The sequence below is a fragment of the Pseudomonas fluorescens genome, from assembly GCF_900636825.1.
Classification (GTDB): domain Bacteria; phylum Pseudomonadota; class Gammaproteobacteria; order Pseudomonadales; family Pseudomonadaceae; genus Aquipseudomonas; species Aquipseudomonas fluorescens_BG.
Window position 1 is genome coordinate 1,228,986 of sequence record NZ_LR134318.1, and the last position, 26,946, is coordinate 1,255,931.

Annotated in this window: 21 protein-coding genes; 14 read left to right on the top strand and 7 right to left on the bottom strand. The window is 59.7% G+C overall.

Features of this window, described 5'->3' with window-relative positions:
• Positions 1-29: 29 nt before the first annotated feature.
• The 4 genes from EL257_RS05555 to EL257_RS05570 form a co-directional block, all read right to left on the bottom strand.
• The gene (locus EL257_RS05555; protein WP_126360544.1) at positions 30-2,534 is read right to left on the bottom strand and encodes a LysM peptidoglycan-binding domain-containing protein; all 2,505 of its coding nucleotides are present in this window, start codon (positions 2,532-2,534) and stop codon (positions 30-32) included.
• Between the two features lie 19 nt (positions 2,535-2,553).
• Positions 2,554-3,387, bottom strand: a complete 834-nt coding sequence (locus tag EL257_RS05560) for a DUF4123 domain-containing protein (protein WP_172604453.1) — start codon at positions 3,385-3,387, stop codon at positions 2,554-2,556.
• Positions 3,384-5,459, bottom strand: a complete 2,076-nt coding sequence (gene tssI, locus EL257_RS05565) for a type VI secretion system tip protein TssI/VgrG (protein ID WP_126360548.1) — start codon at positions 5,457-5,459, stop codon at positions 3,384-3,386. The genes EL257_RS05560 and tssI overlap by 4 nt, the downstream gene beginning before the upstream one ends.
• A gap of 90 nt (positions 5,460-5,549) precedes the next feature.
• Positions 5,550-6,065 carry an Hcp family type VI secretion system effector gene (locus EL257_RS05570; protein WP_007949952.1) on the bottom strand — a complete coding sequence of 172 codons (516 nt, stop codon included), beginning with the start codon at positions 6,063-6,065 and terminating at the stop codon, positions 5,550-5,552.
• Between the two features lie 480 nt (positions 6,066-6,545).
• Here EL257_RS05570 and EL257_RS05575 point away from each other — a divergent pair, with 480 nt between their 5' ends.
• From EL257_RS05575 to EL257_RS05640, 13 genes are all read left to right on the top strand, one after another.
• Positions 6,546-8,168 carry a methyl-accepting chemotaxis protein gene (locus tag EL257_RS05575; protein ID WP_126360550.1) on the top strand — a complete coding sequence of 541 codons (1,623 nt, stop codon included), beginning with the start codon at positions 6,546-6,548 and terminating at the stop codon, positions 8,166-8,168.
• A complete protein-coding gene (locus EL257_RS05580; RefSeq protein ID WP_126360552.1) occupies positions 8,168-8,704 on the top strand; it encodes a chemotaxis protein CheW in 537 nt (178 codons plus the stop codon). Before EL257_RS05575 ends, EL257_RS05580 begins: the two co-directional genes overlap by 1 nt.
• Complete coding sequence (locus EL257_RS05585; protein ID WP_126360554.1) at positions 8,701-10,005, top strand: CheR family methyltransferase; 1,305 nt, start codon at positions 8,701-8,703, stop codon at positions 10,003-10,005. The genes EL257_RS05580 and EL257_RS05585 overlap by 4 nt, the downstream gene beginning before the upstream one ends.
• Positions 10,002-10,685 (top strand): chemotaxis protein CheW, encoded by a 684-nt coding sequence (locus EL257_RS05590; protein WP_126360556.1) that lies wholly within the window; start codon positions 10,002-10,004, stop codon positions 10,683-10,685. Before EL257_RS05585 ends, EL257_RS05590 begins: the two co-directional genes overlap by 4 nt.
• Positions 10,682-12,952 carry a hybrid sensor histidine kinase/response regulator gene (locus EL257_RS05595; RefSeq protein ID WP_126360558.1) on the top strand — a complete coding sequence of 757 codons (2,271 nt, stop codon included), beginning with the start codon at positions 10,682-10,684 and terminating at the stop codon, positions 12,950-12,952. Before EL257_RS05590 ends, EL257_RS05595 begins: the two co-directional genes overlap by 4 nt.
• Positions 12,949-13,959, top strand: coding sequence for a chemotaxis response regulator protein-glutamate methylesterase (locus EL257_RS05600; protein ID WP_126360560.1), 1,011 nt, complete (start codon positions 12,949-12,951; stop codon positions 13,957-13,959). The genes EL257_RS05595 and EL257_RS05600 overlap by 4 nt, the downstream gene beginning before the upstream one ends.
• Before the next feature lie 48 nt (positions 13,960-14,007).
• Positions 14,008-15,009, top strand: a complete 1,002-nt coding sequence (locus EL257_RS05605) for a response regulator (protein ID WP_126360561.1) — start codon at positions 14,008-14,010, stop codon at positions 15,007-15,009.
• 203 nt (positions 15,010-15,212) lie between these two features.
• Positions 15,213-16,308, top strand: a protein-coding gene (gene prfB, locus EL257_RS05610; RefSeq protein WP_126360563.1) for a peptide chain release factor 2 whose coding sequence is annotated in 2 segments (ribosomal slippage) — positions 15,213-15,284 and positions 15,286-16,308 — 1,095 coding nt in all. Because the reading frame shifts where the segments join, the coding sequence is not laid out codon by codon here.
• A gap of 115 nt (positions 16,309-16,423) precedes the next feature.
• Positions 16,424-17,926 carry a lysine--tRNA ligase gene (gene lysS, locus EL257_RS05615; protein ID WP_126360565.1) on the top strand — a complete coding sequence of 501 codons (1,503 nt, stop codon included), beginning with the start codon at positions 16,424-16,426 and terminating at the stop codon, positions 17,924-17,926.
• A 105-nt stretch (positions 17,927-18,031) separates the two neighbouring features.
• Positions 18,032-18,745 (top strand): TetR/AcrR family transcriptional regulator, encoded by a 714-nt coding sequence (locus EL257_RS05620; RefSeq protein ID WP_126360567.1) that lies wholly within the window; start codon positions 18,032-18,034, stop codon positions 18,743-18,745.
• A gap of 189 nt (positions 18,746-18,934) precedes the next feature.
• Positions 18,935-20,185, top strand: a complete 1,251-nt coding sequence (locus EL257_RS05630) for a flavohemoglobin expression-modulating QEGLA motif protein (protein ID WP_172604537.1) — start codon at positions 18,935-18,937, stop codon at positions 20,183-20,185.
• Between the two features lie 166 nt (positions 20,186-20,351).
• Positions 20,352-21,260: an alpha/beta hydrolase gene (locus EL257_RS05635; protein WP_126360571.1), complete on the top strand. Its 909-nt coding sequence runs from the start codon at positions 20,352-20,354 to the stop codon at positions 21,258-21,260.
• Positions 21,253-21,582 (top strand): hypothetical protein, encoded by a 330-nt coding sequence (locus EL257_RS05640; RefSeq protein WP_126360573.1) that lies wholly within the window; start codon positions 21,253-21,255, stop codon positions 21,580-21,582. Before EL257_RS05635 ends, EL257_RS05640 begins: the two co-directional genes overlap by 8 nt.
• 263 nt (positions 21,583-21,845) lie before the next feature.
• Here the strand turns inward: EL257_RS05640 and EL257_RS05645 are convergent, their stop codons facing one another.
• The 3 genes from EL257_RS05645 to EL257_RS05655 all read right to left on the bottom strand — a co-directional run bounded on the left by EL257_RS05645 (position 21,846) and on the right by EL257_RS05655 (position 23,805).
• Positions 21,846-22,634 carry an OmpA family protein gene (locus EL257_RS05645; RefSeq protein ID WP_126360575.1) on the bottom strand — a complete coding sequence of 263 codons (789 nt, stop codon included), beginning with the start codon at positions 22,632-22,634 and terminating at the stop codon, positions 21,846-21,848.
• 55 nt (positions 22,635-22,689) lie between these two features.
• Entirely contained in the window at positions 22,690-23,094 is a 405-nt protein-coding gene (locus EL257_RS05650) for a DUF4398 domain-containing protein (RefSeq protein ID WP_126360577.1), read from the bottom strand.
• Positions 23,095-23,460: 366 nt separating this feature from the next.
• Entirely contained in the window at positions 23,461-23,805 is a 345-nt protein-coding gene (locus tag EL257_RS05655) for a pilin assembly protein (RefSeq protein ID WP_126360579.1), read from the bottom strand.
• Between the two features lie 212 nt (positions 23,806-24,017).
• Here EL257_RS05655 and ppc point away from each other — a divergent pair, with 212 nt between their 5' ends.
• On the top strand, positions 24,018-26,648 hold the full coding sequence (ppc, locus tag EL257_RS05660) for a phosphoenolpyruvate carboxylase (protein WP_126360581.1): 2,631 nt from the start codon (positions 24,018-24,020) through the stop codon (positions 26,646-26,648).
• Positions 26,649-26,946 lie beyond the last annotated feature (298 nt).

Here is a 26,946-nt window from a genome sequence, read left to right on the forward strand (position 1 = left end):
AAATAAAAAGGCGCGTTCGGCGCCTTTTTTCAAGCCAGACCGTCGAAGTGATTGCTACGCCTGGCTGCTATCAGAGTTCGTTCCTTGCGCCAAGCTATACCGGGCATCCAGGCAATTTTTTCGTATGCTGGCGTCGTTGAATCAATATTAACCGCTAACGTTCCGATGAAACGGTTAAGTTGTAGTTGCTCTACGCCGTCAAGTAAAGAGTTTAACCTGTTCAGGCTGTCTATGGCATTAACTTTGCTGCCATCTTTAGAGCAGTGTTCCAATACTTCAGTGAAATGTTTCCAGCTCCGTAAGTGCGAAAGGAGAAGAACTATTGCTCTTTCTTGATCCTCTGCCCATGACTCCACAAAGCTTTCAGTTAACAAGTGAAGCATGGGGCCGATTGTCTCGGGTGGCAGCATCTGCAACGGTATGGTTTTTCTATTGATGCTAATCGATTGATTGCTCAGTAAGTATTTGGCGAGGCGTTGGGCTTCTTGTTTTGTGGCTTCGCGTCTTTTCCACCATAACGACATTTTGCTGAAACCACCTTCAAACGCCTCTGTGACAGATTGTCCGGGGTTAGTTGCAATTTTAAATAGGCCCGTCGCCATGTATTGAAAAGCTTCTTTAGTTACTGCTAGCTGGTAATGAAAATCAGCCTTTGAGAGCGCATTGCAAAACACATAAATCAGATCGCCAATTTTCTCTAGGTCCACCGAGGTGCCAAACCCGCCCCCAGCGCCAGGACCAAATACCAAGCTGGCTTTACAATTGATCGCTAAACGATCCGCGTTGATCTCAATCCCGAAATCAAAACTAGCCCCAATACCCAGGGCCGCATTTCCTTCGGCCTTGATCTCGACCAGGCTCGACCAGTCCGTACTACCACTATCGTTCGCCTGTCCTGCGACGATCTTGCCGACCCCTTGCTTGGTCGAATCAAGCCATTTCAATGTTCCGGTGACAGTGCCTCCGCCTTGTACGCCGGCAAAGGCGTTGCCTTTCAGGCCCAGGCTGCCGCCGCGTTTTTTGTCGACGGCCATGTCGGGCGGGCTTAGCAGTGCTGTCGCACCAGATGCTTCGACTTCTTTGGGTTTGTATTGGGCTTTGACGCCGGCTTGACCTTGGGCAGTGGCGCCAGCGAAACACGATAGCTCGACCTTGCCGTCGAGGCGGAAGATGCCGATGTCGCTGACGACTTCTTTGCCTTCGGCGTTGCGGTAGGGCATGCGCACCACGTATCCGCCCTGATCGGGAAAGTAACTCTTAAGCGCAATCGAGCCTTCAGCCAGCGAGATGGCGGCGCTGGCTTTGACGCCGACTTCGACGTTGCCTTTGCCGGGTTCCCAGCTGTTGATCCCGGCGCTGGCCGTGGCGGCGAAGCGGAAGGCGTGGGCTTCGGCCGATACGGCGTATCGGGCCGAGTCGGCTTCGTTGGATGTCCACGAGCATTCTTTATGCAGGGCGTTGAGCAGGTTGTCGTCCTTGCTCGTCCAAGAGCTGAACTTAGCCTCAAGACTTCCCAGCGGGCTGGTTTTACGGCCATCGCTGACGGCGGTTCGAATGTCCTTTAGCAGATCCTTCGCTAGATTTTTATCAAGCGGTTTACCACGCATCACCGTGGTTGGCACTTTGACTCGCCAGGTGAGTACTTCTCGCGTGCGAACCGGAATGTAGTGGCGTCGGGTCGGGTCGCTGAAGGAGATGTACTCAACAACGGTAATGCCAGTTTTGACCTGTTTGCCTTTCTGCGTCTCGGTGCCTTTGCCTTTGCCATGCTTGAGATCCGGTGCCGCACCGTTGGCACTCGTAGAGCTGTCGCCGGCTTCGGCTTTGCCTTGCGCGGCGATTCGCGTGCGCAGCGATTGGATCTCGGCGTTCAGTTCCGCGACTTTTTTCGCGCGAAGGCTTTCCCAGTTGGTTTCCAGGTAGTTGCCTTCAAAAGCCGGCTGCGGCGTGTAACGCTGGTACCAATCGCGGGCCTTTTGTACGGTCGCCAATTGGCCCTGTAAGTCTTCCTTTCGCTCGATGACAGCTTTCGGTTTTTCTACAGCCGGAGGCGAACGCTGCAGCAGACCGGCTTCTTCAGCTTTTGCGTTCCAGGCATCCTTGACGCAGCGTGTGCAGGTGCAGCTGGCTTGCGGATTCCTGGTTTTGGCGCATAGCTTGGCTTCGGTCGCCGTGGCGAGATTCTGGTGCAGCTCGTCCATGAGTTTTTTGACGAGGTCGGATTGCTTCTGTAGCTCTTTCGATTCTTTTTCCGTCAGCACGTAAAAGTGCTCGTCGCCTGTGATGTGGATGACATCGACCAATTCATCCTTGCATTCAACTGGGCCTTTGACGACTGTGGTGCTCTTGTTCTCGGCGTGTTTCGGCGGCGGCAAAACCTTGGCGGCCGGCAGTTGCAACGTCCATCCAGCCTTTATGTGATTGGGGTCGGTGATAATCGGATTCAGCGCTCGCAGATCTGCCACGGAGCATTTATTGGCGGCCGCAATGCTGCCAAGAGTGTCGCCGCTCTTAACGGTGTAGGTGGTGCTCATTGCTCATCGTCCTTGTGATTCACAGGCTTTCCAGTTGAGTCAGCTTGTCGCCCAGCGCTACGTCATCACGCGCGAGCAGGTCGCCGGCCGGCTTGTGTTCCCAGAAACGGTCGCCACGCTGGATAGACACGCGAAGCCAGCGCTCCTGATCGGCCATTTGCTCGTAGCCCTTATCTTTCGCAGCTCTTAGCTGGCGATGAACGAACTCGACGCTGTCATCCGTGGGCAGAACCTCGCGGTAATCTTCCGCGAAGCGAGTCGCGATGACTCTGAGCCGGCCCTGTTCGATCAATGCCTGACGTTCTTCGCCCAGGTAAAGCCATGCCGGTGGCTGGTTAGAGGTTGGCGGGCTATGAGGAGGCTTTGCGTAGACGCGCCAGCCAATCTCGTTACGCCATGCCAGCGCGCTGAACGGGCCCATAAACTGCAACTTTTCTGATTCGTCCAGCGAAAGCAGCAACGGTTCGAGCCAGCGAGGATCGAAGAAACGCATCATATGTTGCGGTTCTTCATCGGTGCGCACGGTTAGCAGGCTCCGCCAGTGTTCCACGCCCTGATCCAGCAACGCAGGGTCGCTTAACCAGGCGACGCAACCAGCATCAGACTGCTCCAGTAAAGCGCTGGCGTAGGGGGCTACCGTTTGCTTTTGCGGATACAGAACGACGTATGGACCTGCTGATTGCAAGTCTGCGTAGGGCGTGTTGGTGAATAGCGGAAGGCAGCTGGGCCGGAACTGTTCGTCACTCTGGAACAACTGACTGAGCAGATCCGCATCAAAGCTTCGATCAAGGATCAGGCACATTGCGCCTGTCGTCGCGGACTGTTTGAAAGGCGATTCAATACATTTAATCATGCCGACGCACCGGGTTGGTGGATCGGGCAATGACCGCTCGCATCCAGATGACATGACGGAGTGGGCAGCAAGACGCCCGCCTTGGATTGAGCCTTGAACGAACCGAGAGAAGGTTTCACTACCTGACCCGCCTTGTCGGCATCCGCCTGTTTCAGCACGCCCGGCATCAACGGCGCAGCCCCAGTCCCACTGCCCGGACTACCACCGGAATTCATGTTAATCACCGGCCCGCTCATGGTCACGCCGCCGGCGTCGATCTTGATGAAGCTGCCACCGCCGACCAGCGTGAGTTTGGCACCAGCTTCCATCACCACTTTCATGCCGCTGCTCAGGTGGATTTCCTGGCCGGCATCGATGAACTGGCCGGTGCCGATCTTGATGTGCTGGTTGACGCCCACGGTGAGGTGGTCGTTGGCGCGGGTTTCGACTTTGCGGTCGGCATAGACGGTGTGGTGTTCTTCGGCTTTGAATTCGGTGTAGCTGTTCTTTTCGACGGTGTCGTGGCGTTCGTTGCCGACGCGGATTTTCTGGTCGTGTTCGATGTTTTCGTCCCAGTCGCGCTGGGCGTGCAGGTAGATCTGCTCCTGGCCTTTTTTGTCTTCGATGCGCAGTTCGTTGTAGCCGCCACCGCCCGTGGAGCTGAGGGTCTTGAAGGTGCTGCGGGTCTTGTTCGCCGGCAGTGGATAGGGGACGGTGTTTTCCTTGTGGTACAGGCATCCGCTGATCAGCGGTTGATCGGGGTCGCCTTCAAGGAAGGTGACCAGCACTTCCATGCCGATGCGCGGGATGGCGATGCCGCCGTACTGGGCGCCGGCCCAGGCGCTGGAGACGCGTAGCCAGCAGCTGGTTTTGTCGTCGGCCTGGCCTTCGCGGTCCCAGTGGAACTGCACTTTGACGCGGCCGTATTCGTCGCAGTGGATTTCTTCACCTTTCGGGCCGGTGACTACGGCGCTCTGGCTGCCGAGGATGCGCGGTTTCGGGTGGCGCAGGGGCGGGCGGTTGGGCACGTCCCACGGCGTGGCCTGGAAACGGTTGCGGTAGCCCTGATGGAAATCGTCTTTCAGCGCGGTGGTGTCACTGGTCACCGACTCCTCGAGCACTTGCGGCTGCTTGCCTTCATGCAGAACCTCGGTGAGCAGCCAGAGGTCGTTCCACTTGGCTTTCGGGTGTTCGGTGAGAGCGAGGAAATGGCCGCTGACCAGCAGTGGCTGATCGCTTTTGCCTTCGGCCAGTTGGAAGTCGCTGCGGTGGCGTTCGAGGGCGCGTTTGGCCAAATGCTTGCCGCGCTCGCGGTCGATGAAACGGCCCGGGTAATCGTAGTCTTCGAGGTCGGGCAGGGCGTCGCCACGGTTTTCGCTTTCCAGGGTCAGGCGCGGTTTTTCGAAGTCGTAGTCGCGGCGCGTGGTGCGGCTGGTGCGGGTTTCCAGGCGCAGGTCGAAGCGCTTGATCACCGGGTTGCTGGCGACCATGCCGGAGTCTTGCTGATAGGGCACAGGCGCCAGTTTCGGGAACACCGTCTGGTCATCGCCGAACACCAGTTTGTGCGCCGTAGCGCTGTGCTGGAAGTGGAAGTGAATGCCTTCCTCTTCGCATAGGCGCTGGATGAAATGCAGATCCGACTCGTCGTATTGCACGCAATAAATGCGCTCGGGATAGATCGAGCCGGTCTTGAATTCATAAGCGTTGCTTTGAATGCCGTGCTCTTCCAGCACCATGCCGATGATTTTCGGCACGCTGAGGTTCTGGAAGATGCGCTGGTTGATGCGGTGCGCGAGATAAGCCAGTTGCGGACGCAACGTCACCGAATAACGGGTCAGGCGTTTGCCCGAATCGCCTTGCGCGGCGCGGTAGATCTGGCCATGAATGCCGCTGCCGTCGGGCGACAGTTGCAGGAAGGCCGGTTTGTGCAGCAGGGTTTCGAGGTCCAGCGACGGCTGCTCACTGACCAGCTCCACCTCAAACACAAAAGGCTGGCTGATGGCTTCCCGACCGGTGAGGGTAAACACCTGGAAATCGGCGGAAAGACCTTCGATGGTCAGGGCAAAGTGGGTTTCATTGGCCGGCGCGAACATCCCTTGTTCCTCGTGCTGTCACAAAATCTGGAGTTGCGAAAACAACATCGACCAGCAGGGCTGGCCGATGCGTGTAACGATCAGCCGTAATTAAACGACTGGAGCACGCCAGTCATCGGAACCCGAAGTACCGGATACTTCGTGGGTCCAGGTGATTTTGCGGTAGGTGAACTGCACTTCTTCCAGATGGGTGAAGTGCGCGTTGCCTGGATCCTGGCAGTTGTGCATTTTGTTGTTGATGGCGACGATGATCGCGTCTTCCAGTTTGGTGGTGTAGTAGTGCTCTTGGGTGCCTTGGGCCGAAGTGCGGTACCACTGGATAACGATTTCGCTCATGCGCTCGCCGGAAGTCAGTGCTGCTTGCAGCAGTGGCGAAGCCTTGTCGTAGACCTTGGTGATCACAACTGGCTTGTGTACGCGCTGACCGGTTGGCTGACCGGATTGCGGGTCACGCGGGATGATCACGTCGTGGGTGAAAGCCTGAACCATGACCTGGTCTTCGTGGCCTTCCTGGTAGGTGTTGCCAACGGAGTCGGCGGTGAATGCGCCTGCAGTGATCAGGCCTTGTTTTTCGCCGGTAACCGACATGTACGCTGGTGTTGCCATGGGGTGCTCTCCTTGCGGATAAAGTTAGGGTGCCCGGGAGGCGATATCGCCCGGTGGGTGGCTGACTGTTATCAAGGAGCGTGCCAGGTTTTGTGAAGTGTCCGGTGGCTGGGGGCGAAAGGCTCGTTTGCGGCTATTGGCGGCGATTCTCAGCGCGCCGAACGGAAGAAAGTGCGCAAGAAGTTGCGCAGTGGTGCGCAACTTCTTGCGCACTTGGCTGTGGGCCTTGCACGGCGTGGTCTGCAGAGGATTTGCCCCGTGAAATATTACGGCCTACTGCGCAACTTCTTGCGCAGTTGGGTATTTTTCGCGACCACGGTATCTGCTTCGCGAGCAGGCTCACTCCCACAAGGGATTTGAGTATGGCCGCAGAACTCGCTCCCACGGTGACGCGGCGCGGACGGTTAGAAAGCGTCTTATAAATGAAACACCGCGCTCGGCTATACTCCCCGCATTTCGATCAGGCACCGAGGAATCACTGTGAAGAACTGGACGTTGCGCCAACGCATTTTGGCGAGCTTTGCGGTGATTATCGCCATCATGTTGTTGATGGTCGTCGTTTCGTATTCACGCCTGTTGAAAATTGAGACCAGCGAAAACAGCGTGCGCGACGATGCGATTCCCGGCGTCTATTACAGCTCGATGATTCGTAGCGCGTGGGTCGACAGCTATTTGCACACCCAGGAATTGCTCGGGCTGAAGGAAGGTCAGGGCTTTTCCAGTGAAGACGCGGCGAACTACAAGGCGTTCGAGGCGCGTCTGCAGGAGCAGATGGCCAATTATCGCAAGACCATGGCCACCGAAGAGGACCGCACCGAGTTTGCTGCGTTCGAGAAGTACCACGACGCGTACCTGCAGATTCAGAACGCGGTGCTGGATCTGCGCGCGCGCAACCTGGACGCTGACGCCGTGCAGATGTTCAACGACAAGCTCACCCCCGCCTGGTTTGCGGGGCGCATGAAGCTCAATGACATCATTGGCGAAAATAAAACAGTCGCTGATCAGGCGATGAGCAATATCGACGATGCCGTAGCGGCCGCGAAGGTCAGCATGTTCATATCCCTGGTGGTCGCCGTCTTCGCCGCCGGGCTGTGCGGTCTGTTGTTGATGCGCGCAATCATGGCACCGATGAATCGCATCGTGCAGATCCTCGACACCATGCGCACCGGCGACCTCAGTTCGCGCTTGAATCTGGAGCGCAAGGACGAATTCGGCGCCGTTGAAACCGGCTTCAACGACATGATGACCGAGCTGACCGCGCTGGTCTCTCAGGCCCAGCGCTCGTCGGTGCAGGTGACCACCTCGGTGACCGAAATCGCCGCCACCTCCAAGCAGCAACAAGCCACCGCCACCGAAACCGCAGCGACCACCACCGAGATCGGCGCGACGTCTCGTGAGATCGCCGCCACTTCGCGCGATCTGGTACGCACCATGACCGAAGTATCCACCGCCGCGGACCAGGCTTCGGTACTCGCCGGCTCCGGCCAGCAAGGCCTGGCGCGTATGGAAGACACCATGCATTCGGTAATGGGCGCGGCGGATCTGGTCAACGCCAAACTGGCAATCCTCAACGAGAAGGCCGGCAACATCAATCAGGTAGTGGTGACCATCGTCAAAGTCGCCGACCAGACCAATCTGCTGTCGCTCAACGCTGCGATCGAGGCCGAGAAGGCCGGTGAGTACGGTCGCGGTTTCGCCGTGGTCGCCACCGAAGTGCGACGTCTGGCGGACCAGACCGCCGTCGCCACCTATGACATTGAACAAATGGTTCGCGAGATCCAATCCGCCGTCTCGGCGGGGGTGATGGGCATGGACAAGTTCTCTGAGGAAGTGCGCCGTGGCATGTCCGAAGTGCAGCAAGTCGGCGAGCAGTTGTCGCAGATCATTCATCAGGTGCAGGCGCTGGCGCCGCGCGTGTTGATGGTCAACGAAGGCATGCAGGCCCAGGCCACTGGCGCCGAGCAGATCAACCACGCACTGGTGCAATTGGGCGATGCCAGCAGTCAGACTGTCGAGTCGTTGCGTCAGGCCAGTTTCGCCATCGACGAATTGAGCCAGGTGGCCGTCGGGCTGCGCAGTGGCGTGTCGCGATTCAAAGTCTGATGAGCGAACTCATCGCCAAACGTGGCGCTGCGCCAGTGGCAAAGCAGGCGTTGTTCCTGTTGTTTCGCATCGGCAGCGAGCGTTACGCCTTGCGCGCCACTGAAGTGGCGGAGGTACTGCCGCGCCTGCCATTGAAACCGGTGGCGCAGACGCCGCAATGGGTGGCCGGGGTGTTCGCCTATCGCGGCGCGGTAGTGCCGGTGATCGATCTCAGCGCGCTGACTTTTGCCCAGCCCGCCGAGGCGCGTACCAGCACGCGCCTGGTGCTGGTCAACTACCATCCCGATGAAACACGGCCGGCGCGATGGCTGGGACTGGTTCTGGAACAGGCCACCGATACGCTGCGCTGCCAACCGCAGGAGTTTCAGCCCTACGGCCTGGATAACCGCGAGGCGCCGTACCTGGGCCCGGTCCGCGAAGATGCCCAAGGCCTGGTGCAATGGGTGCGGGTCAATGACTTGCTCGATGATGCTGTGCGCGCGTTGCTGTTCCCCGATCCGCCGCTGGATCCGGCGCAGCTTGAGGCGCAGCCATGAACGAGCAGCGCTTCTTCGACTTCCTCAAAGAGCGTATCGGCCTCGACGTGACATCAGTCGGTCCGGCGATCATCGAACGCGCCGTGCGTCAGCGCACCACGCTTTCACAAGCGGCCAACGCCGACGAATACTGGCAATTGCTGCAAGGCTCGCGGGATGAACAACAAGCGCTGATCGAAGCGGTGATCGTTCCCGAGACATGGTTTTTTCGCTACCCGGAGTCGTTCGCCACGCTTGGCAAACTCGCCAAAAATCGCCTCACAGAATTGAACAACATGCGCGCACTGCGAATTCTCAGTCTGCCGTGTTCCACCGGAGAGGAACCCTATTCGATTGCGATGGCCTTGTTCGATGCCGGTCTCAAGCCGCATCAGTTCAAGGTTGATGGCATGGATGTCAGCCCGCTGTCGGTGGAGAAAGCGCGGCGTGCAGTCTATGGCAAGAATTCGTTTCGTGGCGCTGATCAGGCTTATCGCGAACGGCATTTCACGCCGGACGAGGACGGGCATCGGCTCAATGACGCGGTGCGTGAACAGGTGCGCTTGCAAGTGGGTAATGTCCTGGACCCGATGCTGCTGGCCAATGAGCCGGCGTTCGATTTTGTGTTCTGCCGCAATCTGCTGATTTACTTCGATCAGCCGACCCAGAAACTGGTCTTCGAAGTGCTCAAGCGTCTGACCCATTTTGACGGCGTGCTGTTTATCGGCCCCGCCGAGGGCAGTCTGCTCGGGCGTCTTGGCATGCGCTCGATCGGCATTGCGCAGTCGTTTGCATTCAGCCGACACAGCGCGCCGCATCCCGAACCGCTGCCGACCGCGCAACCTGTGTCCGTGGCAATCAGCCCAGCGCCACGCGGCCTTCCGCCAGCGCCGGTGCGCAATCGCCCGTTTGCCTCAGTGACGCCGCTGCGCGATGCCAGCGAAACCGCCAGCAGAGCCACGCCCGATCACGCCACGGCCAGCAAAACCGGGGACGCCGCGACACTGCTGGCGCACATCGCCACGCTGGCCAACGAAGGCAGAAGCACCGAGGCTCGCGCGGCATGTGAACAGTATTTGCGCAGCCACGAACCGGTGGCGCAGGTGTTCTATTGGCTCGGCCTGCTCAGCGATGTCGCTGGCTTGAGCCTCGAAGCCCAGGGGTTCTATCGCAAGGCGTTGTACCTCGAACCGCAACACCCCGAAGCGTTGATGCACCTCGCCGCATTGTTGCAGGCGCAGGGCGACAGCGCCGGCGCCAGACGATTGCAGGAGCGCGCCGCCCGCAGCGGCCGCACCGCCGACAGTGAGCGTAAGCGATGATCCCGTCCGACACGTTGAACGTCACCCACGAAGATGCGCGGGCCATCGATGATTGCTGGAACCGCATCGGCATTCACGGCGACAAGTCCTGTCCGTTACTGGAAGAGCACATCCACTGCCGCAATTGCTCGGTGTATTCCGCCGCAGCGACACGGCTGCTCGACCGCTATTCGTTGCAGCAGGACCAGCGCGATGCGCTGGCGGCAACGGTCGAAACGGATGTCAAAACCCGTTCGCTGTTGCTGTTCCGGCTCGGCGAGGAATGGCTGGGGCTGGCGACACGCAGTCTGGTAGAAGTAGCGCCGATGCAGACGATTCATTCGCTGCCGCACCAGCGCTCTCGCGCCTTGCTTGGCGTGGCCAACGTCCGCGGCGCACTGGTGGCGTGTCTGTCGCTGGTTGAGTTGCTTGATCTGGACGGCAGTGTTGCGCCAGTCGCCAGTGGCAGAATCATGCCGCGCATGTTGATCATCGCAGCCCAAGGCGGGCCGGTGGTGGTGCCGGTGGACGAGGTTCACGGCATCCATGCGATCGACGAACGAATTCTTGCTGCCGCCTCGCAATCCGGGGCGCAGGCCAGTGCCCGATACACCCGTGGCGTGCTGAAACTTCAGGGGCGCAGTTTGCGCTGGCTGGATGAGGAACAATTGCTGTCCGCCGTGACCCGGAGCCTGACATGACCCCCGAGCAAATGCGCGACGCCTCGCTGCTCGAGCTGTTCAGCCTCGAAGCCGAAGCCCAGACCCAGGTGCTCAGCGCCGGCCTGTTGGCGCTGGAGCGTAATCCGACCCAGGCCGATCAACTCGAGTCGTGCATGCGGGCGGCGCACTCGCTCAAAGGTGCGGCGCGGATCGTCGGCGTCGACAGCGGCGTCAGCGTGGCCCATGTGATGGAAGATTGCCTGGTCAGCGCGCAGGAAGGGCGCTTGCTGCTGCGGCCCGAACACATCGATGCGTTGTTGCAGGGCACCGATCTGCTGATGCGCATTGCAACGCCGGCGAATGCGCCGCAACCCACGGACATTGAAGCCTATGTGGAGTTGATGGGGCGCTTGCTCGATCCGTCGGCGCCAGCCGCTGTGGTTACCACGCCGCCGATGGCCGAGTTGCAGATGGAGCCCGCGCCAATAGCGTCAGCGCCCATGGTTGACGAGCCTGCCGAGGCTGCACCGCGTAAAAACAAACGCACCACCGAAGGCGGCGAGCGCGTTTTGCGGGTTACCGCTGAACGTTTGAATAGCTTGCTCGATTTGTCGAGCAAGTCGCTGGTCGAAACCCAGCGTCTCAAGCCGCATCTGGCGGCCATGCAGCGCCTCAAGCGCATGCAGAACAACGGTCTGCGTGCGCTGGAAAACCTCAACGTCCACCTCAAGGGGCACGCGCTGAGCCTTGAGGCTTTGGAAGCCCTGGAAGATGCTCGCCGCCTGCTCGCCGAATCACAGCAGTTGCTCAGTGAGAAAAACGCCGAACTCGACGAATTCGCCTGGCTGGCCAGCCAGCGTGCGCAAGTGCTTTACGACACCGCGCTCGCTTGCCGCATGCGACCGTTCGCCGATGTGCTGACCGGCCAGGTGCGCATGGTTCGGGATCTGGGCCGCAGCCTCGGTAAACAGGTGCGCCTGGAAATCGAAGGGGAAAAAACCCAGGTCGATCGCGATGTGCTGGAAAAGCTCGAGGCGCCGCTGACGCATTTGCTGCGCAATGCGGTCGATCACGGCATCGAAACGCCAGAACAACGTTTGCTCAAGGGTAAGCCCGAAGAAGGCCTGATCCGCCTGCGCGCCTCGCATCAGGCCGGTCTGCTGGTGCTGGAGTTGAGCGATGACGGCAATGGCGTCGATCTGGAAAAAGTCCGCCGCAGCATCGTTCAACGACAGTTATCCCCAGCCGAAACGGCGGCGCAATTGAGCGAAGAAGAACTGCTGACGTTTCTCTTTCTGCCGGGATTCAGCCTGCGCGACACGGTTACCGAAGTGTCCGGACGCGGTGTCGGCCTTGATGCCGTTCAGCACATGGTGCGGCAGTTGCACGGGGCCGTGGCACTGGAGCAGACGGCGGGCGAGGGCAGTCGTTTCCATCTTGAGGTGCCGCTGACGTTGTCGGTGGTGCGCAGTCTGGTCGTGGAAGTCGGTGAAGAAGCCTATGCCTTTCCGCTGGCGCACATCGAACGCATGTGCGATCTGTCGCGCGAGGACATTGTGCAGGTCGAGGGGCGCCAGCATTTCTGGCACGAAGGTCAGCATGTCGGGCTGGTTGCCGCGAGCCAGTTGCTAAACCGTCCGGCCAGCCAGAACAGCGGTAAAACCCTGAAAGTCGTGGTGGTCCGCGAACGTGATGCGATCTATGGCATCGCTGTGGAGCGCTTCATTGGTGAGCGGACGCTGGTGGTGTTGCCACTCGATGAGCGTCTGGGCAAAGTCCAGGATATTTCCGCCGGGGCTTTGCTCGACGATGGCTCGGTGGTGCTGATCGTTGACGTCGAAGACATGCTGCGCTCAGTGGACAAATTGCTCAATACCGGCCGCCTGGAGCGCATCGCCCGTCATGGCAATCAGCCCGCCGAGGTTGCGCGCAAGCGCGTGCTGGTGGTCGACGATTCGCTGACGGTACGCGAGTTGCAACGCAAACTGCTGCTCAATCGCGGCTATGACGTGGCGGTTGCAGTGGATGGCATGGATGGTTGGAACGCCCTGCGTTCGGAGAACTTCGATTTGCTGATTACCGATATCGATATGCCGCGCATGGACGGCATCGAACTGGTCACCCTGTTGCGTCGCGACAACCGTCTGCAATCGCTGCCGGTGATGGTCGTCTCGTACAAGGATCGCGAAGAAGACCGCCGCCGTGGACTGGACGCTGGCGCTGACTATTATCTAGCCAAAGCCAGTTTTCATGATGACGCCCTGCTTGACGCAGTGGTCGAGCTCATCGGAGGAGCGCGGGCATGAAGATCGCAATCGTCAACGACATGCCCATGGCGGTGGAGGCGCTGCGCCGCGCGTTGGCCTTTGAGCCGGCGCACCAGATTGTCTGGGTGGCCAATAACGGCGCCGAGGCGGTGCAACGCTGCGCCGAATACACGCCAGACCTGATTCTGATGGACCTGATCATGCCGATCATGGATGGCGTCGAAGCCACGCGCCGGATCATGGCCGCGACGCCGTGTGCCATCGTCATCGTCACGGTCGACCGCCAGCAGAACGTGCATCGCGTCTTCGAAGCGATGGGCCACGGCGCGCTCGACGTGGTCGACACGCCAGCGGTGGGAGCCGGCAATGCCCAGGAGGCGGCGGCGCCGTTGCTGCGCAAAATCCTCAATATCGGCTGGCTGATCGGCGAGAAGCCGCCACGATCGCGGCCGGTCCCGACCGCCCAGCGCAGTTCGGCTTCGCGCCAGCGGCTGGTCGCCATTGGTTCTTCAGCGGGCGGGCCGGCAGCGCTCGAAGTGCTGCTCAAAGGTCTGCCCAGAGACTTCTCTGCGGCGATTGTGCTGGTGCAACATGTCGATCAGGTATTTGCCGCCGGCATGGCCGAATGGCTGGCCAGCGCCAGCGGCCTCGATGTGCGTCTGGCCCGCGAAGGCGAGCCGCCGCAAAGTGGCGCGGTGCTGCTGGCCGGGACCAATCATCATATTCGCTTGCTCAAGAATGGCACGCTGGCTTACACCGCCGAACCGGTCAACGAGATCTACCGACCCTCCATCGATGTGTTTTTCGAGAGCGTGGCCAATTACTGGAATGGTGACGCCGTCGGGGTTTTATTGACCGGGATGGGACGCGACGGCGCGCAAGGGCTTAAGCTCATGCGCCAACAGGGTTATTTGACCATCGCGCAAGATCAGCACAGCAGTGCGGTGTACGGCATGCCCAAGGCTGCCGCGGCCATTGATGCCGCCGTGGAAATCCGTCCACTGGAAAGAATAGCGCCACGATTGCTGGAGATTTTCCCCAAATGAACAGATGCCTCCGCAATCCTGGCCCACGCAGCACTCAGGTGACCGCCCATGAATGATTTACAGATCGACGACATCAAAACCGACGAAAACGCCGCCATGGTGTTGTTGGTGGACGATCAGGCGATGATCGGCGAAGCGGTGCGCCGTGGGCTGTCGAACCAGGAAAACATCGACTTCCATTTCTGCTCCGATCCACAGCAGGCCATCGCCCAGGCGGTGCGCATCAAACCGACGGTGATCCTGCAGGATCTGGTGATGCCCGGGCTCGACGGCTTGAGCCTGGTGCGCGAATACCGCAATCACCCGGCAACCAGGGACATCCCGATCATTGTCCTGTCGACCAAAGAGGATCCGCTGATCAAGAGCGCGGCGTTCTCCGCCGGGGCCAACGATTATCTGGTGAAACTGCCGGACACCATCGAACTGGTGGCGCGCATCCGTTATCACTCGCGCTCCTACATGACCCTGTTGCAGCGTGACGCGGCTTATCGCGCCTTGCGCGTCAGCCAGCAGCAATTGCTCGACACCAATCTGGTGCTGCAACGGCTGATGAATTCCGACGGCCTGACCGGGTTGTCCAATCGGCGGCACTTCGACGAATACCTGGAACTGGAATGGCGCCGTTCGTTGCGCGAACAGACGCAGCTGTCGTTGCTGATGATCGATGTCGATTACTTCAAATCCTACAACGACAGTTTTGGCCACGTTGAAGGTGATGAAGCGCTGCGCAAGGTTGCCGCGGCCATCCGCGATGCCAGCTCGCGACCATCGGATCTTCCGGCGCGTTATGGCGGTGAAGAGTTTGTGCTGGTATTGCCGAACACCTCACCGGGCGGCGCGCGGCTGGTGGCGGAGAAGCTGCGCCAGACGGTCGCAGCGCTGAAGATTGCACATAACACACCGGCCGAAGGGTCGAGCCTGACCATCAGCATCGGCCTGGCGACCATGGTGCCGCAGCCTGGCACCGATTGCCGGTTGCTCATATCGGCGGCGGATCGTGGCCTGTACCTGGCCAAGAACAATGGCCGGAATCAGGTCGGCATCGAATAACCACCGCCGTCCCCTGTAGGAGCTGCAGAAGGCTGCGATCTTTTGATCTGTTTTTAAAATCAAAGTCAAAAGATCGCAGCCTTCGGCAGCTCCTACAGGGGAATGTGCATAGTATCCCCACACCCGCCAGACGGGCTGCCGCGACAGCCTGTTTACGTTATACTCGCCGGCTTTCAAAAGTTCGCCAACGAGTGCTGCCCGTCATGGAAATCAATCCGATCCTGAACACCATCAAGGACCTGTCCGAGCGCTCCGAAACTATTCGGGGGTATCTTTGACTACGATCAAAAGCATGAGCGTCTGACCGAAGTCAATCGCGAGCTTGAAGATCCGAGCGTCTGGAACAAACCTGAATACGCCCAGGAACTGGGCCGCGAGCGTGCCGCGCTGGCGCAGATCGTCGATACCCTCGACGAACTGAACGGCGGTCTGGCCGATTGCCGCGACCTGCTGGACATGGCCGTCGAAGAAAACGACGACGGCGCAGTGGGCGATGTCGTCGCCGAACTGGCCCGTCTCGAGGAAAATCTGGCCAAGCTGGAATTCCGCCGCATGTTCAGCCACGAAATGGACCCGAACAACGCCTACCTGGACATCCAGGCCGGTTCCGGCGGCACCGAAGCGCAGGACTGGGCCAACATCCTGTTGCGCATGTACCTGCGCTGGGCCGACAAACGCGGTTTCGACGCGACCATCATGGAACTGTCCGCCGGCGAAGTCGCCGGGATCAAGGGCGCGACCGTGCACATCAAGGGCGAATACGCTTTTGGCTGGCTGCGTACCGAGATCGGCGTGCACCGGCTGGTGCGCAAAAGCCCGTTCGACTCCGGCAACCGTCGTCACACCTCGTTCTCCGCGGTTTTCGTATCGCCCGAGATCGATGACAAGGTCGAAATCGAAATCAACCCGGCAGACCTGCGGATCGACACCTATCGTTCCTCCGGTGCCGGTGGTCAGCACGTAAACACCACCGACTCGGCCGTACGTATTACCCACGTACCGACCAACACCGTGGTCAGCTGCCAGAACGAACGTTCCCAGCACGCCAACAAGGACACCGCCATGAAAATGCTGCGGGCCAAGTTGTACGAGCAGGAAATGCAGAAACGCAACGCCGCGTCGCAAGCGCTGGAAGACACCAAGTCCGACATCGGCTGGGGTCACCAGATCCGCTCTTACGTGCTCGATGCGTCGCGGATCAAGGATCTGCGCACCAACATCGAACGTAGCGATTGCGACAAGGTACTCGACGGCGACATCGACGAATACCTCGAAGCCAGCCTGAAATCGGGCCTGTAACAGACGCCAACACAGGATCGACCGTTTCCGCTCGATCCCTGTAGGAGCCAGCCCTGCTGGCGATCCCCGGGCCGCAAGGTCCGGGGGCAACGAACCTGATGGAATATCTAAAGACATGAGCGACCAACAACTCGACCCGCAAGCCCTGCAACAGGAAGAAAACTCCCTGATCGCCTTGCGCAAGGAAAAGCTTGCTGCCGAGCGCGCCAAGGGCAACGCCTTCCCGAACGACTTCCGCCGCGACAACTACTGCGATGCCTTGCAGAAACAGTACGCGGACAAGACCAAGGAAGAGCTGGCCGAGGCTGCAATCCCGGTCAAGGTTGCCGGTCGCATCATGCTCAACCGTGGCTCGTTCATGGTGATCCAGGACATGACCGGGCGCATCCAGGTCTACGTCAACCGCAAGACCCTGTCGGAAGAAACCCTGGCCGCGGTGAAAACCTGGGACATGGGCGACATCATTGCCGCCGAAGGCACCCTGGCGCGTTCCGGCAAGGGCGACCTGTACGTTGAAATGACCAACGTGCGTCTGCTGACCAAATCGCTGCGTCCGCTGCCGGACAAGCACCACGGCCTGACCGACACCGAACAGCGCTACCGCCAGCGCTACGTCGACCTGATCGTCAACGAAGACGTGCGCCAGACCTTCCGCGTGCGTTCGCAAGTGATCGCGCACATCCGCAGCTTCCTGATGAAGCGCGACTTCCTTGAAGTCGAAACGCCGATGCTGCAGACCATTCCGGGCGGCGCTGCGGCCAAGCCGTTCGAAACCCACCACAACGCGCTGGACATGGAAATGTTCCTGCGTATCGCGCCTGAGCTGTACCTCAAGCGTCTCGTGGTTGGCGGTTTCGAGAAGGTGTTCGAAATCAACCGCAACTTCCGTAATGAAGGCGTCTCGACCCGTCACAACCCTGAATTCACCATGTTGGAGTTCTATCAGGCGTACGCCGATTACGAAGACAACATGGACCTGACCGAAGAACTGTTCCGCGAACTGGCGCAGCTGGTGCTGGGCAGCACCGACGTGCCGTATGGCGATAAGGTGTTCCACTTCGGCGAGCCGTTCGTGCGCCTGTCGGTGTTTGACTCGATCCTCAAGTACAACCCTGAGCTGACCGCCGATGATCTGAACGACATCGACAAGGCTCGCGCCATCGCCAAGAAGGCCGGCGCCAAGGTGCTGGGCTTTGAAGGTCTGGGCAAGCTGCAGGTGATGATTTTCGAAGAGCTGGTCGAGCACAAGCTGGAGCAGCCGCATTTCATCACTCAGTACCCGTTTGAAGTGTCGCCGCTGGCCCGTCGCAACGATGAGAACCCGAACGTCACCGACCGTTTCGAGCTGTTCATCGGTGGCCGTGAAATCGCCAACGCCTATTCCGAGTTGAACGACGCGGAAGATCAGGCCGAGCGCTTCATGGCCCAGGTGGCCGACAAGGACGCCGGCGATGACGAAGCCATGCACTACGACGCCGACTTCGTTCGCGCGCTGGAGTACGGCATGCCGCCAACGGCGGGTGAAGGTATCGGCATCGACCGTCTGGTGATGTTGCTGACCAACTCGCCGTCGATCCGCGATGTGATCCTGTTCCCGCACATGCGACCGCAAGCGTAAACGTTTCAGTTAAAAAGCCGCCTAAAACAGGCGGCTTTTTATTGCCTGTCTGGTACAAATGTATCAATCGGTTAATTTGCAAATAGCAGAGGAAGTGCTGTCGTGATGGGTGCAATAGCTCAAGAAGGTGCAGCGGGTATCGCCACTGCGGTCGCTGAAAGTGTTCAGTACCAGGGCCGCAAGGCCAGCCGACAGGGCAGTGAGCAGCGTCGACAGGACATTCTCGACGCGGCGATGCGCATTGTCGTGCGCGACGGCGTGCGTGCCGTGCGCCACCGCGCGGTGGCGGCCGAGGCCGGGGTGCCACTGTCGGCGACGACGTATTACTTCAAGGACATCGATGACCTGCTCACAGATACCTTTGCCCAATACGTTGAACGCAGCGCGGCCTACATGGCCAAGTTATGGATCAACAACGAAGGTCTGTTGCGCGAGATGGTTGTCAGCGCGGACGGTAGCCCCGAGTCGCGCTCGCAACTGGCCGACGACATTGCGCGGTTGATGGCCGACTATGTGCACCGGCAACTGGTGAACCGTCGCGAACATCTGATGGCCGAGCAGGCGTTCCGTCAGGAAGCGCTGCTCAACCCGCGCCTGGCGATTCTGGTGCGCTCGCATCAGCAGATTTTGTTGCAGGGCACCTGCCAGTTGTTTCAGGTCTTGGGCTCGCGCGAACCGCAGCAGGATGCCAAGGTGTTGACGGCGATTATCGGACGGATGGAATATCAGGGCCTGCTCAATGATGCCGAGCCGATGGCCGAAGAGGACATGCTCGGGATTCTGACGCGGTATATGCATCTGGTATTGGCGTCGGCGTAACGCAGAGTCGTCCGTCTGACGCCGATCCCCCTGTAGGAGCTGCCGAAGGCTGCGATCTTTTGATCTTGAAAAACAAAATCAAAAGATCGCAGCCTTCGGCAGCTCCTACAGGGAGCCCGCGGCCAATCATTCAAAGCGTCACGTTATCTACAGGAGTTTCGGGTGGACGATTACCAGCAGACGATACGCATGTTGTCCGATCGCATTGTGCTGGCGCAAACACCGATCCGCGTACTCGATGCGGTCAAGTGGGACGACAACGTGCGCAAGGGCTTCCTCAAGGCCAAAGGCAAGGAAATGCCGGCGGTGGATCGCGACTATTACCTCAATCGGCCACTGAGTTTCGATTCGAGCAAGGTCAAACTGGAATTCCAGAACATCGAACGCGACATCACCCGCCAGCTCGGCCAGTTCAACCCGGTCGGGCAGATCATGCGGCGCATGTGCAAGGAATACCGCATGGTCGTGCGCATGCTGGAAGCGCGCGGCACCGAGGATTTCGGCCTGATCTCCCAGGAACTGTACGGCGCCGCGTCCGATGCGTTCCACGCCGGTGACCCGACCCTGGCGGACCTTGGCGTGATGATGTCCGATTACCTGAACAACATCGATGGCCGCGGCGACCTCAAGGACGAACCGAAAACCCTCACCGCCAAAGATGCCGTGCACCTGCTGCAAACCCGTCTGAACAAGGTGTTCGGTGAGGCCGAGGAAACCATTCGCGTATTCGAGTCCGACGGCATCGTTGCCGACGCGGCGGCGGGCGCCGATTACATCAAGATCCGCACCGACGCGCTGTTCAACGAGCGCGACGTGCGTGCGCTGGAAGTCCACGAAGGTCTGGTGCACGTCGGCACCACGCTCAATGGTCTGAACCAGCCGATTTGTACCTTCCTGTCCAAAGGCCCGCCATCGTCGACGGTGACTCAGGAAGGCCTGGCGATCCTGATGGAAATCATCACCTTCGCCTCCTACCCGAGCCGTCTGCGCAAGCTGACCAACCGCACCCGCGCGATTCATATGGTCGAGGAGGGCGCGGACTTTCTGCAGATCTACGAATTCTTCCGCGAGCAAGGTTTCGAGATGGCGGAAAGTTACGGCAACGCCAGCCGCGTTTTTCGAGGCTCCACGCCGACCGGTCTGCCATTCACCAAAGACTTGTCCTACCTCAAGGGCTTTATCATGGTTTACAACTACATTCAGTTGGCCGTGCGCAAGGGCAAGCTTGAGCAGATTCCGCTGTTGTTCTGTGGCAAGACCACGCTGGAGGACATGCGTACGTTGCGCCAGTTGGTGGATGAAGGGCTTGTGGTGCCGCCGAAATACCTTCCGGACCAGTTTCGTGATCTGAATGCGTTGTCGGCGTGGATGTGCTTCTCCAACTTCCTCAACCATTTGAGCCTGGACCGGATCGAAGCGGATTACTCCAATATCCTCTAGACCACACACACAATCCCCTGTGGGAGCTGGCTTGCCAGCGATTGCATTCTGTCAGTCAATATTGATGTTGGCTGAGCCACCGCCATCGCTGGCAAGCCAGCTCCCACAGGGTTATTTGTTTTTCTCTGAATCGATTGTTTGCCAATTTCTTGCGAGGTTTCACCGGATGAGAATCCTCGGCATTCTTTGCCTGCTTCTGACCCTCGGCGGTTGCAGTTCGCTGCTGTTCTATCCCGAGCCGGGCCAGATCTTCACCCCGGACAAAGCCAAGCTCGAATACCGCACTGTCACCCTGACCACCGCCGACGGCCTCAAGCTCAATGCCTGGTGGCTGCCGGCCAAACCCGGCGTCGAGGTCAAAGGCACCGTTCTGCACTTGCACGGCAACGGCGGCAATTTGCCGATGCATTTGGGCGGCACGTGGTGGCTGCCGAAGAACGGCTATCAGGTGCTGCTGGTCGACTATCGCGGATATGGCCTGTCCGAGGGCAAGCCGAGTTTGCCAGCGATCTACCGGGACATTGACGCCGCGTTCGCCTGGCTCGACCAGGCGCCCGAGGTCAAAGGGAAACCGCTGATATTGCTTGGCCAGAGCCTCGGCGGTTCGATGGCCGTGCATTGGCTGGCGCAGCATCCAGAGCGGCAGAAACAACTCAAGGCTTTGATTCTGGATGGCGTGCCCGCCAGTTATCGCAGCGTTGGCCAATACGCGATGAGCACCTCGTGGCTGACCTGGCCGTTGCAGGTGCCGTTGTCGTGGCTGGTGCCCGACGGCGACAGTGCGATCAATTCGATGGCGCAGCTCAATGGCGTGCCGAAGCTGATTTTCCACAGCATCGACGATCCGCTGGTGCCGATGGCCAACGGCATCCGCCTCTATCAGGCGGCGCCGCCACCGCGCGTGTTGCAGCTGACCCGCGGCGGTCATGTGCAAACCTTTGGTGACCCGGTGTGGCGCCAGGTCATGCTGCGCTATCTCGACGATCCCGAGCATTTCAACGGCCTGCGCCGCCTTGGCGAAATCCCCAATTATCCGACACCCCCGAATGCTGAAGATGAGAGCCGCAATGACTGAAGAACGTAACGCCATCCCGGTGATCATCACCGGAATCTGCAGCATCCTCGGCACGGTCGCGGCGCTCTGGTACTACGGCTACCTGCACTTCGCCAAACCCGAGGATGCGTTGCTGCTCAACGAGTTCACCATGCTCAAAACGGTGCCGGGCGAAGACTATAAGATCTCGCTCCAGCCGGCGCCGCAGGTGGCGCAGTGCATCGATGGCGTGCTGGTGTTGTTCGATACCGAGCAGAAAGGCCTGACCGGCGTGTTAGTCGATGCGCAGAAGAAAGCCGTGCGCTGCATGGGCGAAGAAACCCCGCAGAAGCTGCAAGAGTGATCCTGCAGGCCCAGCCCTCACCCTAACCCTCTCCCAGAGGGAGAGGGGACTGACCGAGTTGTTTTTTCGCTATCGATCGACCTGAAAGACCGGGTCGATTATGGATTCACTACAAAATTTCCCGCCGGCCGATATCCACAGCATCCCCCAATCGGCTCCCTCTCCCTCGGGAGAGGGCTGGGGTGAGGGGCTACGATGTCTGCTCCCACAAAAAAGCCCCACCTGATCAACTCAGGCGGGGCTTTTGCGTTTCGCGATGAAGCTTAGTTCGAGCTCACCGAAGAACGCGGTGCTACTGGCTGGTTGTCGTTGGAAATGGTTACTTCCACACGACGGTTCATTGCGCGGCCGGAGACGCTGCCGTTATCGGCTACCGGGTATTCCTTGCCATAACCCTGAGCGACGATGCGCGAAGGATCGACGCCCATCTTGATCAGTGCCATCTGCACGGAGGTTGCGCGACGCTCGGACAGCGACTGGTTGTAGCTCGCTGCGCCGGTGCTGTCGGTGTAACCCTCGACGATCACTTTGCGGTCAGGGTTTTCCTGAAGGAACTGCGCCAGTTTGTTGATGTTGACCAGACCGCTGGATTTCAGATCGGCCTTGTTGGTGGCGAACAACACATCACCGAAAGTCACCAGCGTACCGCGATCGGTCTGCTTGGCGTTGAGGCTGTCCTGCAGCTGTTTGATCTGCTGGTCGCGAGCATCAAGACGCGCCTGAGCGCGCTGGGCGGCGGCGTTCTTCAGGTTGTTTTCAGCGGTGCGCAGGGCGATGGTCTGCTTGGCCACTTCTACGCGCTGGTTGGTCAGGTAGGCCAGTTGGTCAACCTTGGCCGCGTCTTCTTTATCCAGATAAGCCTTGTCGGCTTTGTCCAGATAGTCGCTGGCGTCTTTGGTTTCCAGTGCCGCAACTTTGCTCGCCTGCGGGTTGGCCTGCAGGCCGGAGTAGTTGGTGCGGGCTTGTTCCAGGTTCGGGTTTGGCGGGGTGGAGCATGCCGCCAGGGCAACGCTTGCGGCCAGAAGAGCTGGGATCATCAGTTGCTTACGCATAATTTTTCGTCCTTTCTATCGATAAAAGTTTCAGCGTTGCGATCGGGATGCGCGCTTACTGCACGGTGCGCTGACTTTCCTGACGCAGTTCCTGAACACCTTTCTGGGAATCCTTCACAGCCTGTTCGGCCTTGGCGGCCTGTGCCTTGCGCTCTGCAACGCGAGCGTCCCACTCAGCCTGTTCGGACAGGCGACGGGCTTCGTCATACTTCTTGTCGTGCATGGCGATTTCAGCTTGTTTCAGCTTGTCCTGCGCCTGCTTCATTTCCACTGCAGCGAATTCCGTACCGCCGGCGCTGACCGCGCTGTTGACGGCCGATTGGGTCACTGCGTATTGCTCGGTCGGCGGGTTACCCGCGCAGCCAGCGAGAACGAAGCTGGTGCCGATCGCCAGAGCAGCCAGTTTCAGACCGCGCAATTGGGAAAACGAGGTTTGGGTTTTCATGGTCTTCAACTCCATTAGGCATCTCCTGAAAGTACAACTGAATCCATCCTGGAAGAGGAGGCGAAAGCATCGCTTGTTCACGCGAATTGAAACGCTCGTTCCAGGCGGGTTACCAGTTCCGACCGAACGGATTTTTGAAAAGTTCAGAAAAGATGGCCTATCGCCAAAAATTAAATTGACCGTTTGGACAAGGCTCTAGAACGGGAACTTTGGCGGTTTGAAGCGGTACGCGCGGGTGAGTTTTAAGCTAACTTTCAGGGACGATCAGGACCCTGTGGGAGCTGGCTTGCCAGCGATGAGGCCATCATGCTCAGCACATTTTTGACTGAACTGACGCCATCGCGGGCAAGCCCGCTCCCACATGTTTCTCGGTGTCAGGAATCAGTGATTTTGCTTGGTTTCGGACGACGACAAGTCATGCAAATGCCGCCGCGACAACGCCAGAAAACGTGGTGTCGGCCCGACATCTTCGTACAGCGGATCACCTTCCTCATCCGTCGCCACCACGGTTGAACCCTTCACATACGGCAGGCTCGCTTCGAACTCCTCGAGCGCCGCGCCGATCAGTTCGCCGAGCAGTTCTTCGGGATGGCGCTTGGGGTACATCTCGGCAATTGCCGCCAGGCGCGCGGCGGACTCCACATCCAGGTGAATTGTGTAGCCAGTATCGGTCAGGCGACCCTTGGCGTTTTCTTCCCAATGCTGGGCGAGTTCACGAATTTTCATGATGACCTCATTTTGCGCCTGCTGATGGCAGGCCAGGGTGAGTGTCCGGCAGCGCCGGCGGCGAGCCGTTGTACGGCTTATTGTTGAGACTAGCTTTCGCCCACAAGGTTTAACGTCCCTTCGTCGCCTGCTTGTAAGAAGCGGCGCAGAGCGGCACTCTCTGGCAAAGCATTCGTTTCTGCGCCGTCGCGATTACCGTTGGAGAACTGCTGATGACCGATATTGATGCACGCTTGCGCGAAGATGTTCACCTGCTCGGAGAGCTGTTGGGCAACACCATTCGAGACCAGTACGGCGAAGCGTTCCTCGCCAAGATCGAGCAGATCCGCAAGGGCGCCAAAGCCGATCGACGCGGCTCGATGGACGCCGAACTGAGCGCCAGCCTCAATCAATTGAGCGAAGACGAATTGCTCCCGGTCGCGCGGGCCTTCAACCAGTTTCTCAACCTGGCGAACATCGCCGAGCAGTACCAACTGATCCATCGCCGCGAAGAGTCGCAGCCTGCGCCGTTCGAGTCGCGGGTATTGCCGGAACTGCTTGCGCGCCTGCGCAGCGAAGGCCACAGCGGCGAATCCCTCGCCCGGCAACTGGCGCGACTGGAAATCGAACTGGTGCTGACCGCGCACCCGACCGAAGTGGCGCGGCGCACCCTGATTCAAAAGTACGATGCGATCGCCGCGCAACTCGCCGCACAGGATCATCGCGACCTGACCAGCGCCGAACGCGAGCAGATCCACACCACGTTGCAACGGCTGATTGCCGAAGCGTGGCACACCGAAGAAATCCGCCGCACCCGACCGACGCCGGTCGACGAAGCCAAATGGGGCTTTGCAGTCATCGAGCATTCGTTGTGGCAAGCGATCCCCAATCACATGCGCAAGGCTGATCAGGCGCTGTTCGCCGCCACAGGCCTGCGCTTGCCACTGGAAGCGGCGCCGATCCGCTTTGCCTCGTGGATGGGCGGCGATCGCGACGGCAACCCCAACGTCACCGCCGCCGTAACCCGGGAAGTGTTGCTGCTGGCGCGCTGGATGGCTGCCGACTTGTATCTGCGCGATGTCGATCACCTCGCCGCCGAACTGTCGATGCAGCAGGCCAGCGACGCCCTGAAAGCCAAGGCCGGCGACAGTGCCGAGCCCTATCGCGCGGTGCTCAAGCAATTGCGCGAACGCCTGCGCGCCACACGCAACTGGGCGCATGCCGCATTGACGACGGCAACGCCGGCACCAGTCGATGTGCTGCGCGACAATCGCGATCTGCTCGATCCACTGGAGCTGTGTTTCAACTCATTGCACGACTGTGGCATGGGCGTGATCGCCGACGGCCCGCTGCTCGATTGTTTGCGTCGGGCGGTGACGTTCGGCCTGTTCCTGGTGCGTCTGGATGTACGTCAGGATTCGACGCGGCACAGTTCGGCAATGACCGAAATCACCGATTATCTGGGCCTCGGTCGCTACGAAGAATGGGATGAAGAACAGCGCATCGCCTTCCTCACCCGGGAACTGAACAACCGTCGGCCCTTGCTGCCGGCGCATTTCAAACCCTCGGCCGACACCGCCGAAGTACTCAATACCTGCAAGGAAATCGCCGCCGCCCCAGCTGCTTCGCTGGGCTCCTACGTGATTTCCATGGCTGGCGCTGCTTCCGATGTGCTCGCCGTGCAACTGCTGCTCAAAGAATCCGGCGTGCTGCGGCCGATGCGCGTAGTGCCATTGTTCGAAACCCTCGCCGATCTCGACAACGCTGGGCCGGTGATGGAGCGGCTGTTGCTGCTGCCGGGCTACCGCGCGCGGTTGCATGGTCCGCAGGAAGTGATGATCGGTTACTCCGACTCTGCCAAGGATGCCGGCACCACCGCAGCGGCGTGGGCGCAATATCGCGCGCAGGAACGCTTGGTGGAGATCTGCCGCGAGCAGCAAGTCGAACTGCTGTTGTTCCATGGTCGCGGCGGCACCGTGGGGCGTGGCGGCGGTCCGGCGCACGCGGCGATTCTGTCGCAGCCACCGGGCTCCGTGGCCGGGCGTTTCCGTACCACCGAGCAGGGCGAAATGATCCGTTTCAAATTCGGCCTGCCGGACATTGCCGAGCAGAATCTCAATCTTTATCTGGCCGCCGTGCTCGAAGCAACTTTGTTGCCGCCGCCACCGCCAACCCCTGAATGGCGCCATCTCATGGATGAATTGGCCGCTGACGGTGTAAGCGCTTACCGTCAGGTGGTGCGGGAAAATCCGCAATTCGTTGAGTACTTCCGCCAGTCCACCCCGGAGCAGGAGCTGGGACGTTTGCCCCTCGGCAGTCGTCCGGCGAAACGTCGTGCGGGCGGGATCGAGAGTCTGCGAGCAATTCCGTGGATCTTCGGCTGGACCCAGACGCGGCTGATGTTGCCGGCGTGGCTCGGCTGGGAATCGGCGCTGAGCAAGGCACTGGAACGCGGCGAGGGCGAGTTGCTCGGGCAGATGCGCGAGCAGTGGCCGTTCTTCCGCACGCGCATCGACATGCTGGAAATGGTGCTGGCCAAGGCTGATGCCGATATCGCGCAGTCCTACGACGAGCGTCTGGTCGAGCCGGAGCTGCTGCCGTTGGGCGCGCAGTTACGCGACCTATTGTCGCAGGCGTGCGCCGTGGTACTTGGCCTGACCGGGCAGTCGCAGCTGTTGGCGCACAGCCCGGACACCCTTGAATTCATTCGATTGCGCAACACCTACCTCGACCCGCTTCATCTATTGCAGGCGGAACTGCTGGCCCGTTCGCGGCAGCAGAATGTGGAGCAGGGCAGCCCGGTGGAACAGGCGTTGCTGGTGTCTGTGGCGGGGATCGCCGCCGGTTTGCGAAATACCGGGTAACGGTTTCGGCGGTGCACGCGGCATCGGCAACCCGCGCCGAATGCCGCGTTGCCTGACGGCAGAAAGTGCCGCCAGGCGACAGTTAATGATGGGGTTGCGACTTGGGTTACCGCGTCACAACGTCGCGCGACGCTTGGGTTTCTCCGACTTTTGGCGTCTTGTGTGGGCGCAGCCTGCTGTGTATCTTGATCAGCCTTTGGCCGTTTGTGCGGCCACGACCCGTATTTTTCAGGATTCGTCCCAAGAGGCGAATCCTTTGTTTGTAAAAGCTTTTTATAAAAAAATTGAGGAGCACATC